The organism is Sinorhizobium sp. B11 (assembly GCA_039725955.1).
Taxonomy (GTDB): Bacteria; Pseudomonadota; Alphaproteobacteria; order Rhizobiales; family Rhizobiaceae; genus Rhizobium.
The window spans coordinates 421,158-446,460 of record CP091034.1 but is presented as its reverse complement, the minus strand read 5'-3'; the positions used below and the strand labels follow the sequence as shown (position 1 = coordinate 446,460).

Here is a 25,303-nt window from a genome sequence, read left to right as displayed (position 1 = left end):
TTTACCAGTGAGGTTTCCGTGGCCCAGCCGCTCTTTTCTCTTGATGGCCAAAGCTTGATTACGCCGCAGTCCTTCAGCAATACGCTTCCCTCACCGAACCGAGATAACGAGACAGACCATCTGCGAACTGCGGAGGCAGAGTTTGCGATCGTCATCAACATTGCCATGCAACGGTTCTCCGCGGGCAGGAACCTGCCTGATGCCGTCAGGTGGTTGATCGGCCAGCTCCATGAGGTCCGTCATAAGTTCGGCGCTGCCGTGTGGCAGAAGCTCATCCCGATCATTCAGGCCCATCCCTCGGCAAAGATCCTCCAGCAATGCCCGTTCACCCGTTGGTCCTTTGACAAACCTCGCGGCTATTCCGGCGATGCCAGTCTCATAGACTTCATTTATGGGCATCCGGCAGTGGCCGAAGAAGTGGCCAGATCCACCCGTCTGGGCCTCGATATCTTCGACTACACGATAAATGCCCCCGGCCCGGTCGCCGTCAGGGAACGCCGCGACATCCTGACCCTCTATGTCGACGAGACCGCTGCGCGAACAGGTCCGGATACCGAGGTGCTGGCCATCGCTGCCGGTCACCTGCGGGAAGCGGAGGCATCGAAGGCCCTTGCGGAAGGCCGCCTGAAACGCTGGGTAGCCCTTGATCAGGATCCGGAAAGCATCGACTCCGTCTCGAGCCAATTCCATGGAACGTCCGTCGAGCCCATCAATGGATCCGTGCGCGGCTTGCTTGCACGAAAGCACCGGATCGGCACGTTCGATCTGATCTACGCGGCAGGATTATACGATTATCTCACGGACAAAGTGGCAATCCGGCTCACGCAGATCTGCATGGAAATGCTGAAGCCCGGCGGCGTCTTCCTATTTGCCAACTTTTCCGACGAGATGGCCGATGACGGCTACATGGAATCCTACATGAACTGGGAGCTTCTCCAGCGCTCCGAAGCCGACATGTGGCGTATTTCCCATCGCAGTGCGCCGGGAGACACTGACAAGACAGTCTGGTTCGGTGCCAACCGCAACATCATCTACGCCACCATCAGGAAGCAGTGATAGGTTCCGACTGGCGGGCGCATCACAAAATCCGGGCATGCTCACCGCCGCTGCAGATCGATCCTGCTTGTCACCACCGATCGGCCCGAGGCAAGGTCGCGATCAACGGTCTGCAGGCGAAGCCCGTTCTGGCCCACCTTCTCAATCATCATGTTTGCGCTCCGATCGCCGTTGGTGACGCGCGCCCAGGTGACATTGAAGTTGAGAGCATCGCCTTTCCTGCTGCCGACAAGCCTGGAGGGCTGGCCCGATGGGCCCGTATAGTTGCCGGTATAACGTTGACCGACAGCCTTTACATTTGCCGAGAAGCTTCTTGTGACGACGGCGAGACCGCGGCAGTTGCCGTTCATGGCCACTGTCGTGGCGCTGGCGTCGGATTTCAGATTGCAGGACACGTTGACCTTCATGCCGCCGATCCTGGTCAGGACCATGCCGCTTCCACTCCAGTTACCCTCGAGCGAATTGAGGAAATCCGCCTCGGACGCGTTTGCGCCGGCGGCAAGGCCTGTGAGCGAGAGAAATGCTGCGTATAGAAGAGGACGCATGGGAACACCCGGAAGTTTTCCTCAGCCGACAACAGTCAAGGCGAGAAATAGTTCCGTTCTGCTGCCGAACTTGCGCTCTTATTCATGCCAGTGATCCGCTACCCACGGCGTCGGGAGAATATAGTGGCGCAGATAGCGGAAGGGTTTCTTGTTGCCGCGCTTGCCGGCGTCGAAGACGCCCCTGATATGATCGATCCTCGTTTCGGCCCGGCCTTTCGGGCCGAATTTCCCGTCGATGGCATTCTGCGGGTGGAAGCCGCGCGGGAAGAGGACGACGCGGGCACTGGAGGGCAAGCGCGGCGTCAGGAAATAGTTCAGCGGAAAGGCCCAGTGGCAATCCTGCCGGAAATGCAAGACCCAGCTCCGCGGGAAGAACTTCACGCCACCCGGCGCATTGCGGGTGACGAAGCGCTGTTCATACTGATATTCATCGGCCACTTTCTGCGGGTTGGCCCTGAACTCCTCCTGCAGCGGCAGGAGCTTGCCGACCGGGAAGCGAAAAAAGCGAGCTCTGGCCGAGCTTTTCGAAAGGCGTCGTCTGGTTGCGGGCCATGACGACATCCTCAGGCTCTCCAACCTCGAAAAACGCATCGAGGGAGGCGACGATCACCAGGTCGAGGTCCAGATAGAGGACCGGCCCGCTCAGGCTTCCAAGCTTCGGTCCCCAAAGCCTTGCCTTCGGCCAGATGCCTCTCGTATTGACAGGCATTTCGACATCCAGAGGCGGCAGATCCTCACACAGGATGCCGGAATGCAGGTCGTCCCGGCAGTCGGTGAAACAGGTGAAGGTAAAGGGCGGCGTGATGTTGCGTTTCACCATCGCAAAGAGACGGTTGATGAAGGTCGGCCCGTATCTCGTGCCCCAATTGATGCAAATTACCTGTCTAACCCCGCCGCTCGCAGCCAAAACATGCGTCATCATAGCTCGCCATTTCCCTGCCCGGATCCGAACCCCTCGCATCCGATGGAGCGGTTCGCAGGCCTGCATCAGATTTTCAGTTGGGAATAACCTGGCGGAAATGCAATCCTGACATCCGAGAGCCCTGGCCTGCCAGACCTCGTGTTTCGGCGAAAACCCACCGAAACCTGCTTTGTAAAATGCCTTGTATTTGAATTTTGCCGGGGTCGGAAGCGGTTTAAAGCGTCGACACAAAAGAAAGCATATCACTTGCGCTTTACCTGCTATCAGCGGGAGCATAAAAGACTGCCGACACTCCGCGTTGCACTTGCCCCGCCAAGCCGAGAGCAGTTTTCTCGCCACGGAGAAAGCTCCGAAAGGTTCATCATGTCCGCCACCGCTCAGCAATCCAACCGCACGCTCGTGGTTGCCACGATCATGCTCGCAACCTTCATGGTGGCGATCGAGGCCACCATCGTGGCGACCGCCATGCCGCGGATCGTCGGCCAGCTCGGCGGCTTCACCTATTACAGCTGGGTCTTTTCAGCATTCCTGCTAGCGCAGTCGACGACCACCGTCATCTACGGCAAGCTTTCGGATATTTTCGGCCGCAAGCCGGTCTTGATCGGCGGCATCATCGTCTTCCTCATCGGCTCGCTCTTCTGCGGACTTGCGTGGTCGATGGCCTCGCTGATCGTCTTCCGCCTGGTGCAGGGGCTGGGTGCCGGCGCGATCCAACCGGTGACGATGACAATCATCGGCGACCTCTTCAAGCTGGAGGAACGCGGCAAGGTGCAGGGCGTGATGGCGACGGTCTGGGCGACTTCGGCCGTCGTCGGGCCGCTCGCCGGCGGCATCATCGTCGATACGATCTCCTGGGCCTGGATCTTCTGGATCAACCTGCCGATCGGCATCTTCTCGATCATCGCCTTTCTGCTCTTCCTCAAGGAGGACGTGGCGCACAAGGATGCGAAGATCGACTATCTCGGCGCCATCCTGTTTTCGATCGCCATCATCGCGTTTTTGACGATCCTGACGGAGACGGATGCGCCGGCCTGGGTGCTCATTTCGCTTGCCGCCGTTTTCGTCGTGACCGGCATCCTATTCGTGCTGCAGGAGAAGCGCACGCCGGAACCGATCATTTCGATCGCGCTCTGGAGCCGGCGGCTGGTCGCCACCAGCAATGCCTGCATGCTGCTTGCCGGCATGGCGCTGATCGGGCTTTCGACGATCCTGCCGATGTATGTGCAGGGCGTGCTTGGCCGCTCGCCGATCGTCGCCGGTTTTACGCTCACCATGCTCGTCGTCGGCTGGCCGCTGTCGGTGATGCTGTCCAGCCGGTTCTTCAAGGCATTCGGCATCCGCAATACGTTGCGGGTCGGCAGCTTCATGTTTCCCTTCGGTGCCTTCTTCCTCCTGTTCCTGACACCGGAAAGCCATCCGGCCGTCGCCGGCGCCGGCTCCTTCTTCATGGGCTTCGGCATGGGGCTGATCAACCTCACCAGCATCGCGCTGGTGCAGGACAGCGTCGAATGGTCGATGCGCGGCAGTGCGACGGCCTCGATCATCTTTGCCCGCAGCCTCGGCAATACGCTCGGCGCCACCGTACTCGGCGCGATCCTCAATGCCGGCATCGACCATTATGCAACGGGGGATGCGGCAGACAGCCTGCACAATGTCCTGAACGAGCCGACCGGCCTTTCGGCACTTGCAGGTGATCCGGCAGTGCGCGGCATCTTCGATGCGGCGCTGCACTGGAGCTTCTGGGGTGTCGTTGTCGTGGCGGTACTGACCTTTGCTACCACCTGGCTCATTCCGATCGGCCGCGGTGTGAAGACCGGGGGCGCTGGCAGCGCTGCGAGCGAGGCTGCGTCGCACTAGAGATCATGCTGATCGGCTGGGATCACTGAGTGTGGGCTCCTAATCCGCCCTTCGGGCACCGACGTCTCCGCTCAGGCGCTTTCCGCAACACTCTGCGGGGTGGACTGCAGCAGCGTCTGGCGGGCCGAGCGGAGGTGGATGCGACAGGCGGCCTGGATCCTGGCCTGATCGCGGGCTTCGAGTGCTGCGATATAATCGAGATGCTCGTGTATCGCCCGCTCGTTGCGTTCGCGGGCCGCCGTCTTGTTCCACTGATAGTGATAGTGAAAGATGATGGCGATCGCGTCATAGAAATCGGCGATGAAACGGTTCTTCGAGGCGCGGTGGATCAAGAGGTGGAAGCGCTCGTCGAGGACTGAGAATTCCTTGAAGCGGTTGTTGATGTCCGAGAGCATGGAGAGGTGCTCTTCCTTGATGGTCGCAAGGGCAGCCCAGGCCTGATGGTCGGCAGGAAGCTTGCCGAACTCGGCGGCCGAATGCAGCTCGAACATTTCGCGCACATCGGCAAGTTCCAGCGCAAATTCACGGGTAAAGCCCTTCAGCGTCCAATGGCTGTTCGGCCGTTTTTCGATCAGGCCGAAGCGCGAGAAGCGGATCAGGAATTCGCGCACGCTGGTCGTGCCCGTGCCGATCTCGCGGGCAAGCTCCAGCTCGTTGATCTGCATGCCCGGGGCAGCCTCATCGGAGAGGATGCGCTGCATGAAGCTGCGCTCGATGATGTCGTGCAGCGAATCCGTTTCCTCCGAGGGGAAGAAGTCGCGGTCGACAGGCTGGCGCAGCACGATCTTCTGGCGCTTGTTCCAGCGGATGATGCCCTCATCGCTGAGGCGGGTCAGGATGGCGCGCGCGGTGCTGCGGCTGACGCCGAGCTGGGCGGCGATTTCCGGCTCCGAAGGCAGCGCCGTGTCCATGCGCAATGCTGCCGCATATCGGTTATAGGCTTCCTTGAAGACTGTATTCTGCCGTGCCATCAGACCCCGCTTTCCGCTCAAACCCGACGGCTCTGGCGACACGGCGATAGTGCCCGCCGCCAAGAACGGGCACAGCCGGACCAGGAGCCTCTTCAGGCGACCTTTATCTTATTTTCGGTCGCATGCGGCTGTTTGCCTCCCTCGTCCACAGGATCAATATTCCCGTTGACTTGAAAATGTTTATTGTAGATAAAAAACAAAATCAATGCGCATTCGTCGATGTAACGGGCGCAGAAGCGAACGTTTCGTCAGGGAGATGAAATTGGACAGACAGCCTTGGATCATCCTGTCGGCCGGAGACAATGTCGCGGTCGCAACGGCCCCGATTGCCGAAGGAGCGACCGTTGCCGGCGTTACGACGCGCCAGAAGATCGACCCCGGCCACAAGGTCGCCATATCGGACATTCCGATCGGCACAGCGGTCGTGAAATACGGCCAGGCGATCGGCCGCACCACGGCTGATGTGAAAGCCGGCGACCACGTTCACAGCCACAATCTGCATTTCGAAAACGACCGCCTCGCGGCGACCGCCAATTCAGCGCCTGAAGAAGCAAGTGCTGAGGACAGGGCGCGGACCTTCATGGGTTACCGCCGCGCCGACGGCCGGGCGGCGACGCGCAACTATATCGGCATCATTGCCAGCGTGAACTGTTCCACCACGGTCTGCCGGGCAATTGCCGACGAGGCCAACCGCACCATCCTGCCGCACTATGACGGCATCGACGGCTTCGTGCCGATCGTCCACGACCAGGGCTGCGGCATGAGCTCGACGGGTGACGGCATGAACGTGCTGCACCGGACACTTGCCGGCTATACGCGCCATGTGAATTTCGGCGGCGTGCTGATGATCGGCCTCGGCTGCGAGGTCAACCAGCTCACCCTTTACGGCCAGAGTGGCGCGGGCGCCTCCAAGCGGCATTTCAACATTCAGGACGCAGGCGGGTCCCGCCGCGCGGTCGAGCGCGCCATGGGTGTGCTACGCGAAATCGCCGCCGATGTCGGCCGTGAGAAACGCGTGCCGATGTCGATCGGCGAGATCATCATCGGTCTGCAATGCGGTGGCTCGGACGGTTTTTCGGGCATCACCGCCAATCCGGCGCTTGGTGTTGCTGCCGACCTCCTGGCGGCTGCCGGCGGTACGGCGATCCTTTCGGAAACCTCCGAGATCTACGGTGCCGAGCATTTGCTGCGCAGCCGCGCCGTCAGCGACGATGTCGCTAAAAAGCTCGATGAGAAGATTGCCTGGTGGGAAGACTATGTCGCCCTCCACGGTGCCTCGCTCGACAACAATCCGTCTCCGGGCAACAAGCGCGGCGGCCTGACGACCATTCTCGAAAAGTCGCTCGGCGCCGTCGCCAAGGGCGGCCGCTCGCCGCTGACCGCCGTCTATGGTTATGCCGAGCGCGTCACCGCCCCCGGCCTCGTCTTCATGGACACGCCCGGCTACGATCCGGTTTCAGCCACCGGCCAGGTTGCCGGCGGCGCGAACATGATCGCGTTCACGACCGGTCGCGGCAGCTGCTTCGGCTGTCGTCCCGCGCCCTCGCTGAAGCTCGCCAGCAATTCCGCGCTCTATACCTCGATGGAAGAGGATATGGATATCGACTGCGGCTCGATCGTTACAGGTGACGCGACGATCAGCGGCAAAGGCCGCGAGATCTTTGAACTGATCGTCGATACGGCCTCCGGCAAGAAGACGAAAAGTGAGATTTTCGGCTACGGCGACAACGAATTCGTCCCGTGGCATCTCGGAGCCACGCTCTGAATAATATTTATTGAATTTCAGGTCTTCACGAGGAGGAATGATGAAGACGAGGAGAATTGGCAAGACGGCGCTCGAGGTAACCGAAATCAGCTTCGGCGCCGCTGCCCTCGGCGGCCTTTACCGCGCCTGCCCGCGTGAGCAGGCAATGGAAACGCTGGAAACGGCATGGGATCACGGTATCCGCTATTATGATGTGGCGCCATGGTATGGCCTCGGACTTGCCGAACGACGCGTCGGCGATTTCCTGCGTGACAAGCCGGAAAACGATTATGTTCTGTCCACCAAGGTCGGCCGTCTGTTGCGCCCGGTGCCGACAGGCACGGTTCCCGACTACAGCTATGTCGATCCGCTCTCCTTCGATGCCGATTACGATTATTCCTATGACGGCATCATGCGCTCGGTCGAATTCAGCTATGCGCGCCTCGGCCTGAACCGCATCGATATCCTCTTCGTTCATGACATCGGCGCCTATACGCATGGTGCGGCCAGGAATGCCGTGCATCTGAAGAATTTCCTCGATAGCGGCGTCAAGGCGCTGGAGCAGCTGAAATCCTCGGGCGCGATCAAGGCTTTCGGCCTCGGCGTCAACGAGGTGCCTGTCTGCCTCGACGTGATGCGCAACGCCGATATCGACACGATCCTGATGGCCGGCCGCTACACCCTGCTCGACCGTTCGGCCGTTGCCGAACTGATCCCGCTCTGCCGGCAGAAGGGAACCTCGTTCGTCGTCGGCGGCGTCTTCAATTCCGGCATCCTCGCGACCGGCCCGGTGCCGGGCTCGCATTTCGACTATATGCCGGCGAGCGAGGAAGTCCTCGCCAAGGTGGGCGCAATGGAAGAGGTGGCCAAGCGCCACGGCGTACCGCTGGCGGCCCCTGCCCTGCAGTTTCCGCTGCACGACCCGGTGGTCTCCTCGGTGCTGATCGGCACCGCGCGTCCGTCGAGCCTGACGCGCAACATGGAAAATTTCGAACCGCGGCTTCCTGCCGACATCTATCCCGAATTCGAACCCTATACGCTTGTCGCCGCGCCGCTCGGCGAAGAGGCCGTGCGGGTCTGAGGAGACACCATGCTTAAAGGTATTCACCCGCTTCTCGGCCCCGATCTGCTCTATGCGCTGAAGAGCATGGGGCATGGCGACGATATCGTCATTGTCGATGCCAATTTCCCTGCAAGCAGCATGGGGCCCGACGTCATCCGGGCTGATGGCGTCAGCGCCACTGCCATGGCCGAGGCGATCCTCACCCATATGCCGCTCGATACGTTCGTGCCGCAATCGGCATGGCGGATGGAGGTGGTCGGCGATCCCAAGGCGGTGCCGGAGGTTTGCGCCGAATTCCAGGAGATCGTCACCCGGCGCGCCGGCGATTTTTCCATCGCATCCGTCGAACGCTTCGCCTTCTACGAGATGGCACGGAAGGCGGCCTATATTGTCGCGACCACCGAGTTCCGGCTCTACGGCAACCTGATTTTGAAGAAGGGCGTCGTGCACCCGCACGAGGTGCAATTCGACTGAGGACCGTATTTTAGGTTCTTATGTATTGGAAACGAAAACAATTGCTTGGCAGACAATTTAGCGGGTAAAAAAGCGAAATCGGCACACTTGCAATTTGCTTTCGCCTCGGCTAGCTTCACATCGTAAATGTTTTTTATCGATAAAAATCGTCCGCCTGCGTTCAGCGGTCCGGTTTCATTGGAGGAGAACGCACCCTGAGAGGAGAACCCTTATGAATATCGTGAAATCCATTCTGTCTCGCCGCGCCTTTACGGCACTTGCAGGCGCCGCTGTCATTGCAACGGCAATGCCGGCCGCGTCCTTTGCCGCCGAGGTAACGATCCCGATCATCGTCAAGGACACGACGTCCTTCTACTGGCAGATCGTTCTGGCCGGCGCACGCAAGGCCGGCAAGGATCTCGGCGTCAACGTGCCGGAACTCGGCGCCCAGGCTGAATCCGACATCAACGGTCAGATCAGCATTCTCGAGAATGCCGTTGCCGGCAAGCCGGCCGCCATCGTCATCTCGCCGACCGAGTTCAAGGCACTCGGCAAGCCGATCGATGAAGCCGCCAAGTCGGTTCCGATCATCGGCATCGACTCCGGCGCCGACTCCAAGGCATTCAAGTCGTTCCTGACGACCGACAACGTCCAGGGCGGCCGTATCGCCGCTGACGGCCTTGCCGCCGCCATCAAAGGCGCCACCGGCAAGGAAGAGGGCGAAATCGTCATCCTGACGAACCTTCCGGGCGTCGGCTCGCTGGAACAGCGCCGCGAAGGCTTCCTGGATCAGATCAAGACCAAGCATCCCGGCCTGAAGGTGATTGCCGACAAGTACGGCGATGGCCAGGCAACGACCGGTCTCAACATGATGACCGACCTGATCACGGCAAACCCGAAGCTCGTCGGCGTCTTCGCCTCGAACCTGATCATGGCGCAGGGTGTGGGCCAGGCGATCGCTGAAAACAAGCTCGGCGACAAGATCAAGGTCATCGGCTTCGACAGCGACGACAAGACGGTCGGCTTCCTCAAGGATGGTGCGATCGCCGGCCTCGTCGTTCAGGACCCCTATCGCATGGGCTATGACGGCGTGAAGACCGCTCTTGCCGTCTCCAAGGGCGAGAAGGTCGAGCAGAACGTCGACACCGGCGCAAACCTCGTCACCAAGGCGAACATGGCCGAGCCGAAGATCGACGCGCTCCTGAACCCGAAGATCAAGTAAAAACAACAGGCGGCCGCGCCGGCTTCAAAAGCCGGCGCGGCCTTTCTCATCCGTGGTATGGTTCACCAGGGATGGAGCAGACGTGACAAGAGGAGGAGAGGTCCATGGTCGGACTGGAAGAGGTCAGTCATCGCCACGATGACAGCGCCACGCTGAAAGAAGCCAATCGAATTCCCGCCGGATCGCCTATCCTCGAACTGAAAGGCCTGCAGAAGAATTACGGTCACGTGCAGGCGCTGAAACCGGCGACGCTGACCTTCCTTGCCGGTGAAATCCACGCCATCGTCGGCGAAAACGGCGCCGGCAAATCCACCCTCATCAAGTTGCTCACCGGCGTCATCACCCGCACGGCAGGCGAAGTGCTGTGGTGCGGCCATCCGGTGGGGCTGTCGACGCCGAACGAGGCAATTGCCCGCGGCATCAACGCCGTTCACCAGGAAGTCGTGCTCTGCCGGCACCTGACCGTGGCCGCCAATCTCTTCCTCGGCGACGAGGTCAACCGCTACGGGCTGATGCGCAGGAAGCAGATGGAGAAGATGGCGCAGTCCGTCCTCGACGATCTCGGCTTCGGCCTGCCGGCCGGTGCGCTTCTGAGCTCGTTGACGATCGGTCAGCAGCAGCTCGTCGCCACCGCGCGGGCGGCCATGCGCGGCACGCAGTTCCTGATCTTCGATGAGCCGACCGCCTACCTCACCCGCCAGGAATCCGCACAGCTCTTCAAGCTGATCCGCCGCCTGCAGAGTGAAGGCGTCACCATCGTTTATATCAGCCACCGCATGGAAGAGGTTTTCGAGCTCGCCGACCGTGTCTCGGTGCTTCGCGACGGCACGCATGTCGGTACGCGCCTGATCGGCGAGACCAACGAGGCCGAGCTGATCGCGCTGATGATCAACCGTTCAATCGAGCAGATCTACCACAAGGAAGACATTCCGACCGGCGAGACGATCCTCGACGTCAGGGGACTTACAGGCCCGGGCTTCGAGGACGTGACGCTCTCCGTCAAGGCAGGACAGATCGTCGGGCTCTACGGCCTGATCGGCGCCGGGCGCAGCGAATTCGCGCTCGGGCTTTATGGTCGCCAACCGACAAGTGCGGGCGAAATCCACTGGATGGGCAAGCGCGTCGACATCAAGAACGAACGCACCGCGATGGAGCTCGGTATTGCGCTGGCGCCCGAAAGCCGGCGCGACCAGGGGCTTTGCCTCAACCTGCCGATCGGCCTCAATATCAACCTGCCGGTGTTCGGACGCCTCAGCAACGGCCCGGTTATCAATCACGCACGCGAATCGACGAATGCCGACAAGCAGATCCGCGATCTCAGCATCAAGACGCCGAGCCGGCGCGTTCCGGCGTCCAGCATGTCGGGCGGCAACCAGCAGAAGATCGTCATCGGCAAGTGGCTGAGCCACGGCGCCCGGCTTTTCATTTTCGACGAGCCGACCGTCGGCGTCGACGTCGGCACCAAGGCGGAAATCTACCGGCTCTTCGCCAAGCTGCTGAAGGAGGGGGCAGGCATCATCCTGATCTCCTCCTACCTGCCCGAGGTCTACGAACTGGCCGACCGGCTGCACGTCTTCCGCAGCGGCAAGCTCGTTGCAAGCCATGATTTCCACGCGGCGACGCATGAAGAAGTGCTCAGCGAAGCGATCGGCGTCTGAGCCAAAAGAATAAGAGGGAGAAAATTCATGACTGTCACCCCCACCGAAATCGTCGCGCCGCCGCCGCGCCGGAAGATGAACATCCTGTTCGGCCTGACGCTGATCGGGCTGCTGATCTTCCTCTGGGTCGTGCTCGGCTTCGTCACCGAGAGCTTCTGGACGCCGCTCAACATTTCCAACCTGCTGCGCCAAGGTGCGATGACGGCGATCCTGGCGCTCGGCCAGACCTTCGTCATCATCACCGCCGGCATCGACCTTTCTGTCGGCGCAATCGTCGGCTTCTGCACCGTCATCATCGCCTGGCTCTTACAGGCGGGTGTGCCGCTCTGGGCGGCAATCCTGCTGACGCTGGCTATCGGTGTCGCGATCGGCTCCTTCCATGGCTTCGGCATCGTGCATATGGGCCTGCCGCCCTTCATCATCACGCTTGCGACGCTGACGTCGCTGCGCGGCATCGGCCTCTTGATCACCAACGGCTCGACGATCAGCATCACCGACGAGGGCTTCAGCAATTTCGCCCGCGCCGATTTCCTTGGCGTTCCAAGCCTGTTCTGGATGGTCATCCTGGTGGCGATCCCCTCCTTCGTCTTCCTGCATCTGAGCCGCTGGGGCCGCTACCTCTTCGCCGTCGGCTCTAATGCCGAAGCGGCGCGCCTTTCCGGCGTCAACGTCAAGGGGATGATCTACCTCGCCTATATCCTTTCGGCTTCCTTTGCGGCTTTCGTCGGCGTGCTGCTCGCCTCGCGTATCGCAATCGGCAACGCGACACAGGCCGACGGCTGGGAACTGCAGGCGATCGCCTCTTCGGTCATCGGCGGCACGTCTCTCTTCGGAGCTGTCGGCTCCGTGCATGGCCCGCTGATCGGCGCGTTCATTCTGGCGACAATCAACAACGGCGCAAACCTTCTGAACGTCAACTCGTTCTGGCAGCGCATCATCACCGGCCTGCTGATCATCGTCATCGTCTACTTCGATCAGCTTCGCCGGCGCCGGGCGGGCTGAGCGAAATACAAAACAAAGCCGGCCCGCGGGCCGGCTTTCTTCATTTCAGCAATGCGAGAACCGTCATGAGAGCAGTCCTTTGCCGCGAACCCGGCGTCCTCGATCTCGTCGAGCGCCCCTCCCCCGAAAAACCGGCACCCGGCTGGGTGCGGCTCGCCGTCAGCCATGTCGGCATTTGCGGCACGGATTACCACATCTTCGAAGGCAAGCACCCGTTCCTCGAATATCCGCGCGTGATGGGACACGAGATCTCGGCGACCGTGCTGGAAGCAGGCGACGGCGTGGCTATGGCGACGGGCACACCTGTGATCGTCAATCCTTACCTTTCCTGCGGTAGCTGTGTCGCCTGCCGGCAGGGCAAGCCGAACTGCTGCACCAATATCAAGGTTCTCGGAGTTCATACCGACGGCGCCTTCTGCGAGGAGATCGTGGTGCCTGCGGGCAATCTCTATGCCGCCAAGGGCCTCAGCCTGGAGGCTGCCGCGACCGTCGAATTCCTGGCGATCGGGGCGCATGCTGTACGCCGCTCCATGGCGGCTGCAGGTTCCCGCTCGCTCGTTATCGGCGCAGGCCCGATCGGCCTTGGTGCGGCAATCTTCTCGCGTATTGCCGGTCATGATGTGACATTGCTCGATACGAGTGCGGAACGGCTGCAGATGGCCTCCGAGCGCTTCGGCTTCACGTCAGGCATCGTCGCCAATGATGGGACCACAGATGCCGTGAAAGCCAGGACGGACGGCGATGGTTTTGATGTCGTCTTCGACGCGACAGGCTTCGGGCCGTCGATAGAGAAGGCTTTCAGCTTTGTCGCCCATGGCGGCGCGCTGGTGCTCGTCAGTGTCGTGAAAGACGATATCCGCTTCTCCGACCCGGAGTTTCACAAGCGGGAGATGATGGTCATCGGCAGCCGCAATGCAACGCGCGCCGACTTCGAACATGTCGCGGATTCGATCGCCAAGGGCCTCGTTCCGGTCGACAAGCTGATCACGCATCGCACGACGCTTGCCGACGCGCCGCGTGATCTTGCCCGCTGGGCGCATGAGAAGAGCGGCCTCATCAAGGCCGTCATCAAGGTTGCTGATTAAAGCGTTGCGATCGCGGCGCGCATCTGCCTGACGACCGCGGCATCGGTCCGGTTCGAGCTCGGCACATCGAAGCCGAAAGAGACGGCGCGCGGATCGGCGCTGGCAACGGGTGAGCTGCAGGAACCGTGGATTTCGTGAGCACCCGTCACCCGCAGGATTTCGACGGCATTGGTCGGGCGCACGCCGCTGCCTGGCATGATCGAGATACGACCGGCTGCCTTGGCGGAGATGCGCTTCAGCGTTTCCAGTCCATCGAGCGCCTTCGGCACACAGCCTGAAGTGAGGATGCGCTCGCAGCCGAGTTCGACCGCCTGCTCCAGTGCCACATCCGGGTCCGGCACGAGATCGAAAGCGCGATGCAGGGTCGAGCCGAGGCCGGCGGCATGCGCCTTCAAGCGATGAATGAGCGGCATGTCGAGCGTGCCGTCCGACCGGTTGGCGCCGATGACGACGCCGGCGAGGCCGGCGGCCCTGACGGCATCGATATCGGCCAGCATCGCCTTTTCATCCGTGGCATCGAAGATGAAGGGACCGGCGTGAGGGCGGATCATCGCATAGACCGGGATCGGTGCTTCGGCGGCAATTCGCATCAGGCTCGGCAGCGGCGTCAGCCCGCCAAGTTCCAGCGCCGAGCAGAGCTCGATGCGGCCGGCACCACCCTCGATCGCCGCCGCAAGGCCTTGAGCGCTATCGACGCATACTTCCAGCAAAACCGTCATCGTCCGAATCCCTCTTCTTCCGCCGCAGCTTATTTATGCGAAGGCGGCATCTTTCGCGACAGGTCTTGGGACGATTTTTGCAGCAGTCGCGATCAGCAGGTCGCAAGCGTCAGCGGCCGCTTTCCGATGATTGAAGGCCACGTGGTAGGACATGGGCATCGGCTCGGCGAGTTCGACGATGCGCACCCGGTCGGCAATCGGCATGGCGCTGACGCGGCCGAGGAAGGAGACGTAGCCGTGATTGGCGACGAGATCGACGATGACAGGCAGCGAATCCGCCGCGGTGATATCCCGGTCGCGGAGGCGGCGATGCAGGGTACGGTCATAGCCGAATGTCATGGCGGCATGGCCGATGCCGGTGCGCGGGCTCGGCGTGCAGATCGGATGACTGGCGACAAGCTCCGTGGCAGTTGCTCCCATGCTGTCGAGCGGAGCGATCGCCACCATGTCGGTGCGCAGCAATTCGCGATGACGGAAGCTTTCCAGGCCGAAGACGGAATCGAGGATCGCGACATCGATACGCCCGGATTTCAGCGCCTCGCGCAGATCGTCCGCAGTCATCGAGACCAGCGATAAGGCATTCTTGTTGCGGCCGGTATTCCACTCGGCGACGAGGCTCCCCAGGCAACGTGCGACCCAGCTTTCCGAGCCGGTAGGGATGATGGCGCCGATGCGCAGCGAGCGGGCGGTGCGCTGGTAGCGTTCGTCCGCAGCGGATTTCAGTTCGTTCCAGGCAAGGCTGATGGTCGAAAAGACCGCATAAGCAAAGCGGCCCTCCTCCGTCAGCGCAGAGCCTTGTGCCTGACGTTCGAAGAGCCGGTCTCCGAAGAATTTCTCAAGATTGGCAATCTGCAAGGAAAGCTGCGGCTGACCAAGACGAAGGCGGCGTGCTGCCCTGTTGATACTGCCTTGATCGGCAACCTCCAGATAACGCTCCATGGTGACGAGCTTGACAGGGATGCGGGCGGCCCATTGTCCGTAAGCTTCCGGTTCACGATGAGCGAGCCGGTCTCCAAGCTGCCCTGTTGCAGCAAGGATCGGCGCCAATCCCTCCAGGACTCTGCCTCCGGCAAGCAGAATGACCAGTTCGCCTGAGGAACGCTCGGCGAGCTTCAAGGCAAGCTCCGTCTCCAGATTGTCGATCGCTGCCGACACGGTCGAGACGGAGACGTTGAAGCGGCGCGCCGTCTCGCGCATGGAGCCGGAAGAGAGAACGTGACTTGCGATGAAGAGGGCGCCGAGATGCAAGGCTTTCTCCGGAAACTACTGAAAAGGCGGAGGATATGACGTGTTCGTGAAAAAAGATATCCCTGCTCGCGAAGGTGCAGGCTATCGTTCATCCCATAGAAATCCGGGCGGCGAAAGAACCGATCAAAAGCACCGGAACATCGTGGAAACACGCAAGGGGACAAAAACAAATCGCGCCGGCCTTGGAAAAGGGAATGCAATTCCGCGCAACGGTCTGCATTCGCCGCCATAATCGCGCCGCGACAGCGGATACTGGAGGGGGGCTGCTTCGATTTTCGGGCATCGATTTTTCGGGCATGCACACTATTTCCATGACGCACGTATTTCCGGCATGATGGCCTGATGGCTGACCATGCCGGCTGGTTTTATGCGCGCAGGCTTCTCGTCCGGGGCTTTCGCGACGTTTAACGGTGTTCAACCAAGGGGATAATCATGCTGAAGAAATTCGCACTTGCCGTTTCGCTTGCCGCCTTTGCGGCCGGCGCGGCCCACGCCGCAGACGTCGTCGTTTCATCGAAGATCGACACCGAAGGCACGCTGCTCGGCAACGTCATCGCGCTCGCGCTCAATGCCAACGGAATCAAGACGCAGGACCGCATCGCGCTCGGCGCGACGCCCGTCGTCCGCAAGGCGATCACTGCTGGCGAAATCGACATCTACCCGGAATATACCGGCAATGCCGGCTTCTTCTTCAACAAGGCCGATGACGCAGCCTGGAAGAACCTCGAGCAGGGTTACCAGGAAGCCAAGAAGCTCGACTACGACGCCAACAAGATCGTCTGGCTGACGCCTTCGCCGGCCAACAACACCTGGGCGCTTGCCGTGCGCAACGATGTTGCCGGCCCGAACAACCTCAAGAGCATGTCCGATTTCGGCAAGTGGGTTTCGGGCGGCGGGGCCGCCAAGCTTGCAGCTTCGGCTGAATTCGTGAATTCGGCCGGCGCCCTGCCCGCCTTCCAGACCACCTATGGCTTCACGCTGAAGCCGGATCAGGAAGTCGTGCTTTCGGGTGGCGATACGGCCGCTACGATCAAGGCGGCGGCCGACCAGACCAACGGCGTCAACACCGCCATGGTCTACGGTACGGATGGTGCTATCCAGGCCGCCGAGCTGACGGTTCTCGAAGACGACAAGGGCGTGCAGCAGGTCTATGCCCCGACCCCGATCATCCGCGAGGCCGTGCTGCAGGCAAACCCGAAGATCCAGGAAATTCTTGCTCCGATCTTCCAGAGCCTGACGGCAGACGAGTTGCGCAAGCTCAATGCCAAGATCCAGGTCGATGGCGAACCGGCGAAGTCCGTTGCCGAAGCCTACCTGAAGGAAAAAGGCTTCCTGAAATAATTGGCTGATGCGCCCCGCCCGTTCAGGGCGGGGCTTTCTCCCACAGGGTAGGATCGATGGAAGAAACCTTAGCGGTCCGCAAACTGGACCGGCTCGGCGTGGTACTCGTGGCAGGCGGCATTCTGGCAACGGCGCTTCTGCCCTTCATCTATGTGAAGGCAAACCGTATCGCCGCCGGCAAGCCGATGCTCTTGACGCAACTTCTTCCGCAACCTTCCGTCGTCATCCTGCTGGTGCTGCTGGTTGCCACAGCATTGGCAACTCTCTTCCTGCACAATGCTTTCATCCGGCTCGCCCTCGGCACGCTCTGCCTTGCGGCGCTGATCGCCGCCATTGGTCTCACCGCAACGGCTGCCACCCCGCCCGGCAGTACGGTGGCGCGCATGACGCCAGGTGGCAGTTTCTGGGTGCTCTTCGGGGTGATCGGCCTCATCATCTCCGACGCGCTAGTGAAGATCCGGCTGACGCCCTGGACGCGTGTCGCTGTGCTTGCCGCCTATACGGCGCTTCTCGGCCTCTGCCTCTCCTCCGGCCTGCTCGATAGCCTGTCGATCCTCCGGGAATTCTCCACGCGCTCGGCGCAGTTCTGGACGGAGGCCTATTCCCATCTGCTTCTGGCCTTCGGATCGCTTGCGGTGGCGATCGTGCTTGGACTGCCGCTCGGCATCCTCTGTTTCTGGGTGCCCAAGCTGCGCGCCATCGTGCTGCAGACGCTAAGTCTGATCCAGACCATTCCAAGCCTTGCGCTATTCGGCATATTGATGCTGCCGCTCGGCTATCTCGCGACGCATGTGCCGCTCGCGGCCGAAATCGGCATTCGCGGTATCGGCACGGCGCCGGCGCTGATCGCGCTCGTGCTCTATTCGCTGCTGCCGATCGTCGCCAATACGGTCGTCGGCCTTGAAGGCGTCGACCCCTCGGTGCGCGATGCGGCGGCCGGCATGGGGCTGACGCGCCGGCAGATCCTCACCGGCATCGACCTGCCGCTTGCCTTCCCCGTCATCCTCACCGGTATCCGTATCGTGCTGGTGCAGGCAATCGGCATGGTGACGATCGCCGCCCTGATCGGTGGTGGCGGCTTCGGCATCTTCATCTTCCAGGGGCTTGGCCAGACGGCCATGGACCTCGTTCTGCTCGGCGCCGTGCCGACCGTTTTCTTCGCCTTCTCCTCGGCCGTCATCCTCGATGCGGTCATCGAAAGCATCCAGGGGCCAGCTGCATGAGCAAGATCGAGATCAGGAACGTCACGAAGCGCTACGGCGCGGCCACCGTCGTCGATGATGTCTCCATGAGCGTCGAGAAGGGCTCGATCACCGTCATCGTCGGCACATCGGGCTCCGGCAAATCGACGCTGATGCGGATGATCAACCGGCTGGTGCCGATCACCGAAGGTGAGATTCTGGTCAATGGGCAGAATATCATGGACGTGCCGGCGACAGAGCTTCGCCGCAAGATCGGCTATGCGATCCAGGGACACGGCCTCTTTCCGCACCGGACGGTGGCGCAGAATATCGCGACCGTGCCGCAACTGCTCGGCTGGGACGCAACCCGGACCGACAAACGCGTGAGGGAACTGCTCGGCCTCTTCAATCTCGATCCGGCAGCCTTCGCGGAGAAATATCCGCATCAGCTGTCTGGCGGTCAGCAGCAGCGCGTCGGCGTTGCCCGGGCGCTCGCGGCCGAACCGGAACTGCTGCTGATGGACGAGCCCTTCGGCGCGCTCGATCCCGTCATTCGCGGCAAGGCGCAGGACGATCTGCTGGCGATCCAGAAGCAGTTCGGCACGACGGTCGTGCTCGTCACCCATGACATGGACGAGGCCTTCCATCTCGGCAACCAGATCGCCGTGATGAGCGGCGGCAAACTCCTGCAGTGCTCGACGCCGGAGAAGATCCTGACAGAGCCTGCAGACCCCTTCGTGCAGCAATTGACCGGCACATCCGACCGGGCGCTGAAGCTGATGTCGCTGACACCGCTGAAGGACAGTATGGAGCCAGCCAAGCCGGGCCTGCCCTATTCGCTGGCGCAGTCGCTCAGCCTTCGCGACGCGCTTGCCGAAATGATCTGGCAGGGCGTGGATGAGGCAGCCGTGCAGAATGCCGACAAGACGGCTGTCGGTTCGATTTCGATGGAGCGGCTCATCGAACTGGGCCGCAAGGCATGAAGTTTCTCCTCGCCAATCTGTTTCGCGCGCTGGCGCTGGTGATCCTGCTCATCCTGATCTTCAGGACGGAGTGGCTCTCCTTCATGCTGGTGCCGCTGACCAACAACAATGCGCCGCCGGTCTATATGCAGAACAGCCTCGCTTCACTGGCGCTCGGCCATCTGGAGCTGGTCTTCGTTTCGATTATCGGCAGCGCGGTGCTTGCCGTTCTCGGCGGTATTTTCGTTACCCGGCCAAGCGGCGCCGACTTCTTGCCTTTGTCACGCGCCATCGCCAATGCCGGCCAGACCTTTCCGCCTGTCGCGGTGCTGGCGCTTGCCGTTCCCGCTACCGGCTTCGGTGCTGCGCCGACGCTGATCGCACTCTTTCTCTACGGCCTGCTGCCGATCTTCGAAAATACGGTCGCAGGCCTCAAGCAAGTGTCACCGCAGGTACTGGATGCAGCAGACGGAATGGGCATGAACGGGACGCAGCGCCTCTTCCAGGTCGAGCTGCCCCTCGCCCTTCCGCTGATCCTCGAGGGGCTGAAGGTCGCAACCGTCATCAATATCGGCACGGCGACGATCGGCTCGACGGTTGCGGCAAAGGGTCTCGGCGAAGTGATCATTGCCGGTCTGATTTCCGACAATACCGCCTTCATTCTGCAGGGCGGCCTGATCGTCGGCCTGATGGCGGTGCTGATCTATGATGTCGTCGGCATGCTCGAAGGCGCGATCACGCGCAGAATGGGCTTGCGTCCGGCTTGAGAGGACGGCTACCAAGGCTGCCTAGGGCACGTTCGTTTTCTTCGAATCACGAAAGTGCTCTATCTGCTCGTTTTTACGCAATTCCGAACGCATAACCGCTGCACGCTTCTGCTGGAATTGCTCTGGATATCAGCGATTGGGAGACCGCCTTGGCCAAGATGATCCATTCCATGATCCGCGTTCTGGACGAGGCGCGCTCGGTCGAATTCTACAGCAAGGTCTTCGGGCTCAAGATTGCCGACCGTGTCGATTTCGAGACTTTCACGCTGATCTACATGAGCAATGACGAGAGCGGTTTCGAGCTGGAACTGACGGTCAACAAGGGCCGTATCGAGCCCTACAATCTCGGCGATGCCTACGGCCATCTCGCCGTCTCCGTTCAGGAAGTGGAGGTCGAGCACAAGCGGCTGACCGATCTCGGCCTCAATCCCGGCAAGCTCGTGGAACTCAACCGCGACGGCAAGCTCTTCGGGCTGTTCTTCTTCATCGCCGATCCCGACGGCTACAAGATCGAAGTGCTTCAGCGCCACGGTCGTTTTCAATAAAATACAAGAGGCTGACATGATTGGGAGGAGAGACCTTCATAACGGCTGGACGCTTTCCTGTAACGATACAGGAAGAACCAGTCTGCCGGCGTCCATTCCGGCAACGGTGCCTGGCTGCGTGCATCTCGACCTGCTGACAAACCGGCTTATCCCCGATCCCTATCTCGATATCAACGAGATCACCAATGACTGGATCGGCAAGACGGAATGGGTCTACCGGCTCAATTTCGAAGCCGCGGCCGATGCCATCAAGATGCAGGAACTGGTCTTCGACGGCATCGATACGATCGCGACGATCCGACTGAACGGCGAGGAGATCGGCCGCACCTTCAACATGCACCGCACCTATCGCTTCGACGTTTCGTCTCTCCTGCGGTCGGGCACGAACGAACTCAGCGTCACCTTCCATTCCGCCTATGCCTACGGTGCGGAAATGGAGAAGCACTACGGCTACCGCCCAAACAACTATCCGGGGCCGGGCAACCTGATGCGCAAGATGGCCTGCAATTTCGGCTGGGACTGGGGCCCGACGCTTGTGACGGCTGGCCTCTGGAAGCCGGTGCGGCTGGAGAGCTGGGATCGGGTGCGGCTTGGCGAAACCCGCGTCTCGGCAACGCTTGCCGGCGGCGATGGGCTGATCAAGGTTCATGCGCGGCTGGCAAGACATGGCGAGACCGGACCGGCGAAGCTGACGGCCGAGATCGGCGGCGTGACGCAGACGGTCACGATCGACGCAGATGCGGATGAGGTTTCGCTCGAGATGCGCGTGCCCTCGCCGCAGCTATGGTGGCCGCACCATCTCGGCGCGCAGCCACTCTATCCGCTGGAGATCCGGCTGGAGGACGAGAGCGGCGATATCCTCGACAGCTATTACAAGCAGATCGGCTTCCGCTCGCTGCGGCTCGATACTTCACCGGACGCACATGGCTCTGCCTTCACCTTCATCATCAACGACGTGCCGATCTTTGCCTGCGGCGCCAACTGGATTCCGGACGATTGTTTCCCGTCCCGCGTGACGGCGGAGCGCTATGCGGCGCGGATCGACGAGGCGAAGGCCGCCAATATCAATCTGCTGCGCGTCTGGGGCGGCGGCATCTTCGAGCGGGACGAGTTCTACGAGGCCTGCGACCGGGCCGGCATGCTCGTCTGGCAGGATTTCCTCTTTGCCTGCGCCTCTTATCCGGAGGAAGAGCCGTTGCGCAGCGAGGTGATTGCCGAGGTTCGCGACAATGTCGTGCGGCTGATGCCGCATGCTTCGCTCATCATCTGGAACGGCAATAACGAGAATATCTGGGGTTTTGACGAGTGGGGCTGGCGGCCGATCATCAAGGACGGTGTCAGCTGGGGACTCGGCTATTATCTCGATGTGCTGCCGAAGCTTTGTGCTGAACTCGATCCCGACCGGCCCTACTATCCCGGCAGCCCCTATTCGGGCTCCATGGATATCGAGCCGAATGACGACAGGCATGGCTGCAAGCATATCTGGGACGTGTGGAACGACGTCGGTTACGAGGTCTACCGCAATTACATCCCGCGCTTCTGCTCGGAATTCGGCTGGCAGGCCCCGCCGAACTGGGCGACGTTGCAGGAGAGCGTGCATGACGACCCGCTGACGCCGGAATCGCGCGGCGTCTTCCATCATCAGAAGGCGACGCAGGGCAATGACAAGCTGATCAAAGGCCTTGCCGGACATCTGCCTGTGCCGCAGACGATGGATGACTGGCATTTTGCCACCCAGCTCAATCAGGCCCGCGCGATCCGTTTTGCCGTTGAGCACATGCGCTCGCATCGCGACATCTGCAAGGGCGCTGTCGTCTGGCAGTTCAACGATTGCTGGCCGGTGACGTCCTGGGCAGCGCTCGATTCCGCCGGCCGGCGAAAGCCGCTCTGGTATGCGATGCAGCAGGCATTCCACCCTCGCCTGCTAACGATCCAGCCACGCGGCGAAGGCCTTTCGGCAGTGGCGGTCAACGAGCAGACGCTGTTCTGGCGCTCGAAGATCAGCGGCAAGCGGGTGCGGCTCGATGGTACCGTGCTGGCGGAGTTCGAATTCTGGCGGCTGCTCTGCGACCGGTTCGAAGCGAAGGAATTTCCTCTGCCTGCGGATATCGCAAAAGCCGGTGCAGCGGATGAGGAAGTCATCGTCGTCCAGATGCTGGACAAGCGGGCCTTCCACTATTTCGTCGAGGATATCGACCTTAAGCTTCCGGCACCTGATCTCAGCATATCGTTGGCAAAATCGGCCGGCGGCTACGATGTCACGGTGACGGCGCGGAATTTCCTGAAGGATCTCTGCCTGATGGCGGACCGGCTCGACCCCTCGGCTGTGGTCGACTCGATGCTGGTGACGCTGCTGCCTGGTGAAAGCCACGTCTTCCGTTTAACGACCGAGAAGTCCTTGTCGGCCGAACAAATCGTCGTTGGAACGGTGCTTCGGACCGCCAATGACCTTGTGAACAAAAACTGAAAGGCCCCGCTCTCGCGGGGCCTCTACCGGCTCATCTGCGCGGGCGACGTTACATCCAGTAGGGCGGCACGCCGTAATAATCATACACGCGGCGGCCATTATCGTTGTACCAGGTGTCGTCATCATCCGCGTAGCTCGGCGCGCCTTCGATCTGCTCCTTGGTGAGATCGATGCGGTAGCCGTCCAGCTGGGTATCATAGCTCAGCTTTGCCCAGGGCAGCGGATAGTGGTCGTGGCCGATGCCGAGGAAGCCGCCAAAGCTCAGGACAGCGTAGGCAACGCGGCCATCCTGCTTCCCGAGGATGAGACGTTCGATGGAGCCGATATGTTTGCCATCGGCGCCATAGACGCGGGTGCCTTCAACGCGGTCACTGGCGATCAGCGTCGGCGTATCCTTCACATTCGGGTCGCGGCGTGTGGCGTCGGTATCCTGATTGAGCATTGTGCACCTCCTTTATCGTTTCCTCGTGGTTCATCCACACCGACAAAACGTACCCTATGCTTCAAAGTTCCCGGCCACATGATGTTCGCAGGCACCGGCTGCGATATTGACGTTTACGTCAAGGTTATTGTAGCCTCAAGTTGCTTGAACCGTTCAAGCAATGGCATAAGCTGCCTTGACGGAGGATGGAGGAATCTTCCGATCGATCCCGGCGCAAATCCGGTTTCGGCGGCCGAATGGGAGAGAGAAAATGAACAGCATTTCCGTCCACCCAAGCGGTGAGAAACCGGAAAAACCATGGCTTGCCACCTATCCGGACATCGTTCCGGCCGAGATTCCCCCACTGGAATTCACATCGCTTCCCAACCTCCTGGAAAAAAACTGTGCCCGCTTTGCCGATCGCAAGGCTTTTTCCAGCATGGGCAAAACGATGACCTATCGCGAACTCGAGGCCCAGACCCGAAAGGTGGCTGCGTGGCTGCAAGGTGCGGGTCTGCAAAAGGGCGATCGTGTCGCCGTGATGATGCCGAATGTGCTGCAGAACCCGGTCGCGGTCTATGGCATCCTGCGCGCCGGGCTCGTCGTCGTGAACGTCAACCCGCTCTATACGCCGCGCGAGCTTGAGCACCAGCTCAACGATTCCGGCGCCAAGGCAATCTTCGTTCTGGAAAATTTCGCGCGCACCGTCGAACAGGTCATCAACAAGACGGACCTGCGCCATGTCGTCGTCACCTCTCTCGGCGAAATGCTCGGGCCCAAGGGGCATATCGTCAATTTCGTCGTTCGCCGGGTAAAGAAGCTCGTTCCTTCCTGGTCCATCCCGCAACACAAAAGTTTCAGACAGGTCCTGGCCGAAGGCGCGCACAAGACCCTTGCTCCCGTTGCGCTCACCGGCAGCGACATCGCCTTCCTGCAATATACGGGTGGGACGACAGGCATTGCGAAGGGCGCGGTGCTGACGCATCAGAACCTGCTCGCCAACAAGCTGCAGCTGCAACTCTGGCTGAAATCCGCCTTCGACAAGAAGAGGCAGCCTGATGTCCTGAACTTCCTCTGCGCGCTGCCGCTTTATCACATCTTCGCACTGACGGTGAATTCGCTGATGGGCATGTCGCTCGGCGCCCATAATGTGCTGATCGCCAATCCACGCGACATTCCGGGGCTGGTCAAGGAATTCCAGAAGTCGAACATCCATATTTTTCCGGGCCTCAACACGCTGTTCAACGCGCTGCTCAACAATGCCGACTTCGCCAAGCTCGATTTTTCCTCGCTCGTCATGTCGCTCGGCGGCGGTATGGCAGTGCAAAGACCGGTCGCGGAGCGCTGGCTGAAGGTGACCGGCTCGCACATTACGGAAGGCTACGGGCTTTCCGAGACATCGCCTGTCGCGACGGCCAACCGTTTTGATTCCCCTGAATTCACAGGATCGATCGGCCTTCCCATTCCTTCGACGGAACTCGATATCAGAGACGAAGACGGCAATTCGCTGTCGCTCGGCGAGATCGGCGAGATCTGCATCCGCGGGCCGCAGGTCATGGCCGGCTATTGGAACAAGCCGGAGGAAACGGCGAAGGTGATGACGCCGGACGGCTATTTCCGGACCGGCGACATGGGCTTCATGGACGGGCGCGGCTATACCAAGATCGTCGATCGCAAGAAGGACATGATCCTCGTCTCCGGCTTCAACGTCTATCCGAACGAGATCGAGGAAGTGGCGGCCATGCATCCCGGCATCCTGGAGGCGGCGGCCATCGGCGTGCCGGACGTGCATTCCGGCGAGGCGGTGAAGCTCTTCATCGTACGCAAGGACCCTGGGCTGACAGAGGCCGATGTGAAGGCGCATTGCGCCGCCAATCTCACCAACTACAAACGACCGCGTTTCATCGAATTCCGTACCGAGCTGCCGAAGACGCCCGTCGGCAAGATTCTGCGCAAAGACCTGCGCGGCTGAATTTGACGGTCTCATGAAATTGAGAGCCATCCGCTTGTCGCGGGTGGCTTTTTTCATATTTCGACAGATGGCTGAACTTGATTTGACCAGGAGAAAGGGAAT

At 60.9% G+C, this 25,303-nt stretch carries 22 protein-coding genes and 1 pseudogene; 17 read left to right on the top strand and 6 right to left on the bottom strand.

The window, feature by feature from the left end:
* Positions 1-18: 18 nt before the first annotated feature.
* On the top strand, positions 19-1,056 hold the full coding sequence (locus LVY75_11975; protein XAZ25701.1) for a class I SAM-dependent methyltransferase: 1,038 nt from the start codon (positions 19-21) through the stop codon (positions 1,054-1,056).
* A gap of 41 nt (positions 1,057-1,097) precedes the next feature.
* On the opposite strand, the gene LVY75_11970 is transcribed toward LVY75_11975, so the two are convergent.
* Together LVY75_11970 and LVY75_11965 are read right to left on the bottom strand one after the other, a co-directional pair.
* Positions 1,098-1,601, bottom strand: coding sequence for a hypothetical protein (locus LVY75_11970; protein XAZ23945.1), 504 nt, complete (start codon positions 1,599-1,601; stop codon positions 1,098-1,100).
* Between the two features lie 78 nt (positions 1,602-1,679).
* Positions 1,680-2,523 (bottom strand): annotated as a pseudogene (locus tag LVY75_11965) (glycosyl transferase).
* Between the two features lie 363 nt (positions 2,524-2,886).
* Here LVY75_11965 and LVY75_11960 point away from each other — a divergent pair.
* Positions 2,887-4,380 (top strand): MFS transporter, encoded by a 1,494-nt coding sequence (locus LVY75_11960; GenBank protein ID XAZ23944.1) that lies wholly within the window; start codon positions 2,887-2,889, stop codon positions 4,378-4,380.
* Positions 4,381-4,451: 71 nt separating this feature from the next.
* Here LVY75_11960 and LVY75_11955 read toward each other — a convergent pair whose 3' ends face one another.
* Positions 4,452-5,351: a GntR family transcriptional regulator gene (locus LVY75_11955; protein XAZ23943.1), complete on the bottom strand. Its 900-nt coding sequence runs from the start codon at positions 5,349-5,351 to the stop codon at positions 4,452-4,454.
* Positions 5,352-5,613: 262 nt separating this feature from the next.
* On the opposite strand from LVY75_11955, the gene LVY75_11950 reads away from it, so the two are divergent.
* The 7 genes from LVY75_11950 to LVY75_11920 all read left to right on the top strand — a co-directional run bounded on the left by LVY75_11950 (position 5,614) and on the right by LVY75_11920 (position 13,578).
* On the top strand, positions 5,614-7,116 hold the full coding sequence (locus LVY75_11950; GenBank protein XAZ23942.1) for an altronate dehydratase family protein: 1,503 nt from the start codon (positions 5,614-5,616) through the stop codon (positions 7,114-7,116).
* Positions 7,117-7,156: 40 nt separating this feature from the next.
* On the top strand, positions 7,157-8,176 hold the full coding sequence (locus LVY75_11945) for an aldo/keto reductase (protein ID XAZ25700.1): 1,020 nt from the start codon (positions 7,157-7,159) through the stop codon (positions 8,174-8,176).
* A 9-nt stretch (positions 8,177-8,185) separates the two neighbouring features.
* Positions 8,186-8,632: a ribose ABC transporter gene (locus tag LVY75_11940; protein ID XAZ23941.1), complete on the top strand. Its 447-nt coding sequence runs from the start codon at positions 8,186-8,188 to the stop codon at positions 8,630-8,632.
* A gap of 211 nt (positions 8,633-8,843) precedes the next feature.
* The gene (locus LVY75_11935; GenBank protein ID XAZ23940.1) at positions 8,844-9,833 is read left to right on the top strand and encodes an ABC transporter substrate-binding protein; all 990 of its coding nucleotides are present in this window, start codon (positions 8,844-8,846) and stop codon (positions 9,831-9,833) included.
* A 104-nt stretch (positions 9,834-9,937) separates the two neighbouring features.
* A complete protein-coding gene (locus tag LVY75_11930) occupies positions 9,938-11,491 on the top strand; it encodes a sugar ABC transporter ATP-binding protein (GenBank protein ID XAZ23939.1) in 1,554 nt (517 codons plus the stop codon).
* A 27-nt stretch (positions 11,492-11,518) separates the two neighbouring features.
* Positions 11,519-12,493: an ABC transporter permease gene (locus LVY75_11925; GenBank protein ID XAZ23938.1), complete on the top strand. Its 975-nt coding sequence runs from the start codon at positions 11,519-11,521 to the stop codon at positions 12,491-12,493.
* Positions 12,494-12,558: 65 nt separating this feature from the next.
* The gene (locus LVY75_11920) at positions 12,559-13,578 is read left to right on the top strand and encodes a zinc-binding alcohol dehydrogenase family protein (protein ID XAZ23937.1); all 1,020 of its coding nucleotides are present in this window, start codon (positions 12,559-12,561) and stop codon (positions 13,576-13,578) included.
* Here LVY75_11920 and LVY75_11915 read toward each other — a convergent pair.
* Both LVY75_11915 and LVY75_11910 read right to left on the bottom strand, forming a co-directional pair.
* A complete protein-coding gene (locus LVY75_11915; GenBank protein XAZ23936.1) occupies positions 13,575-14,297 on the bottom strand; it encodes a copper homeostasis protein CutC in 723 nt (240 codons plus the stop codon). The two genes, LVY75_11920 and LVY75_11915, sit on opposite strands and share 4 nt — an antisense overlap.
* A 33-nt stretch (positions 14,298-14,330) precedes the next feature.
* A complete protein-coding gene (locus tag LVY75_11910) occupies positions 14,331-15,545 on the bottom strand; it encodes a LysR family transcriptional regulator (GenBank protein XAZ23935.1) in 1,215 nt (404 codons plus the stop codon).
* Between the two features lie 46 nt (positions 15,546-15,591).
* Between LVY75_11910 and LVY75_11905 the strand changes: the two genes are divergently transcribed.
* From LVY75_11905 to LVY75_11875, 7 genes are all read left to right on the top strand, one after another.
* Positions 15,592-15,777 (top strand): acetyltransferase, encoded by a 186-nt coding sequence (locus LVY75_11905; protein XAZ23934.1) that lies wholly within the window; start codon positions 15,592-15,594, stop codon positions 15,775-15,777.
* Between the two features lie 200 nt (positions 15,778-15,977).
* Positions 15,978-16,886, top strand: a complete 909-nt coding sequence (locus LVY75_11900) for an ABC transporter substrate-binding protein (GenBank protein ID XAZ23933.1) — start codon at positions 15,978-15,980, stop codon at positions 16,884-16,886.
* Positions 16,887-16,942: 56 nt separating this feature from the next.
* Positions 16,943-18,109 (top strand): ABC transporter permease, encoded by a 1,167-nt coding sequence (locus LVY75_11895; protein XAZ23932.1) that lies wholly within the window; start codon positions 16,943-16,945, stop codon positions 18,107-18,109.
* Complete coding sequence (locus LVY75_11890) at positions 18,106-19,050, top strand: ABC transporter ATP-binding protein (protein XAZ23931.1); 945 nt, start codon at positions 18,106-18,108, stop codon at positions 19,048-19,050. Before LVY75_11895 ends, LVY75_11890 begins: the two co-directional genes overlap by 4 nt.
* Complete coding sequence (locus LVY75_11885; GenBank protein ID XAZ23930.1) at positions 19,047-19,796, top strand: ABC transporter permease; 750 nt, start codon at positions 19,047-19,049, stop codon at positions 19,794-19,796. The genes LVY75_11890 and LVY75_11885 overlap by 4 nt, the downstream gene beginning before the upstream one ends.
* A gap of 149 nt (positions 19,797-19,945) precedes the next feature.
* Positions 19,946-20,341, top strand: coding sequence for a VOC family protein (locus tag LVY75_11880; protein ID XAZ23929.1), 396 nt, complete (start codon positions 19,946-19,948; stop codon positions 20,339-20,341).
* 16 nt (positions 20,342-20,357) lie between these two features.
* A complete protein-coding gene (locus tag LVY75_11875; GenBank protein ID XAZ23928.1) occupies positions 20,358-22,808 on the top strand; it encodes a glycoside hydrolase family 2 protein in 2,451 nt (816 codons plus the stop codon).
* Positions 22,809-22,857: 49 nt separating this feature from the next.
* Here the strand turns inward: LVY75_11875 and LVY75_11870 are convergent, their stop codons facing one another.
* Entirely contained in the window at positions 22,858-23,250 is a 393-nt protein-coding gene (locus tag LVY75_11870) for a PRC-barrel domain-containing protein (protein ID XAZ23927.1), read from the bottom strand.
* Positions 23,251-23,500: 250 nt separating this feature from the next.
* Between LVY75_11870 and LVY75_11865 the strand changes: the two genes are divergently transcribed.
* Positions 23,501-25,201, top strand: coding sequence for a long-chain fatty acid--CoA ligase (locus LVY75_11865; protein XAZ23926.1), 1,701 nt, complete (start codon positions 23,501-23,503; stop codon positions 25,199-25,201).
* Positions 25,202-25,303: the final 102 nt, after the last annotated feature.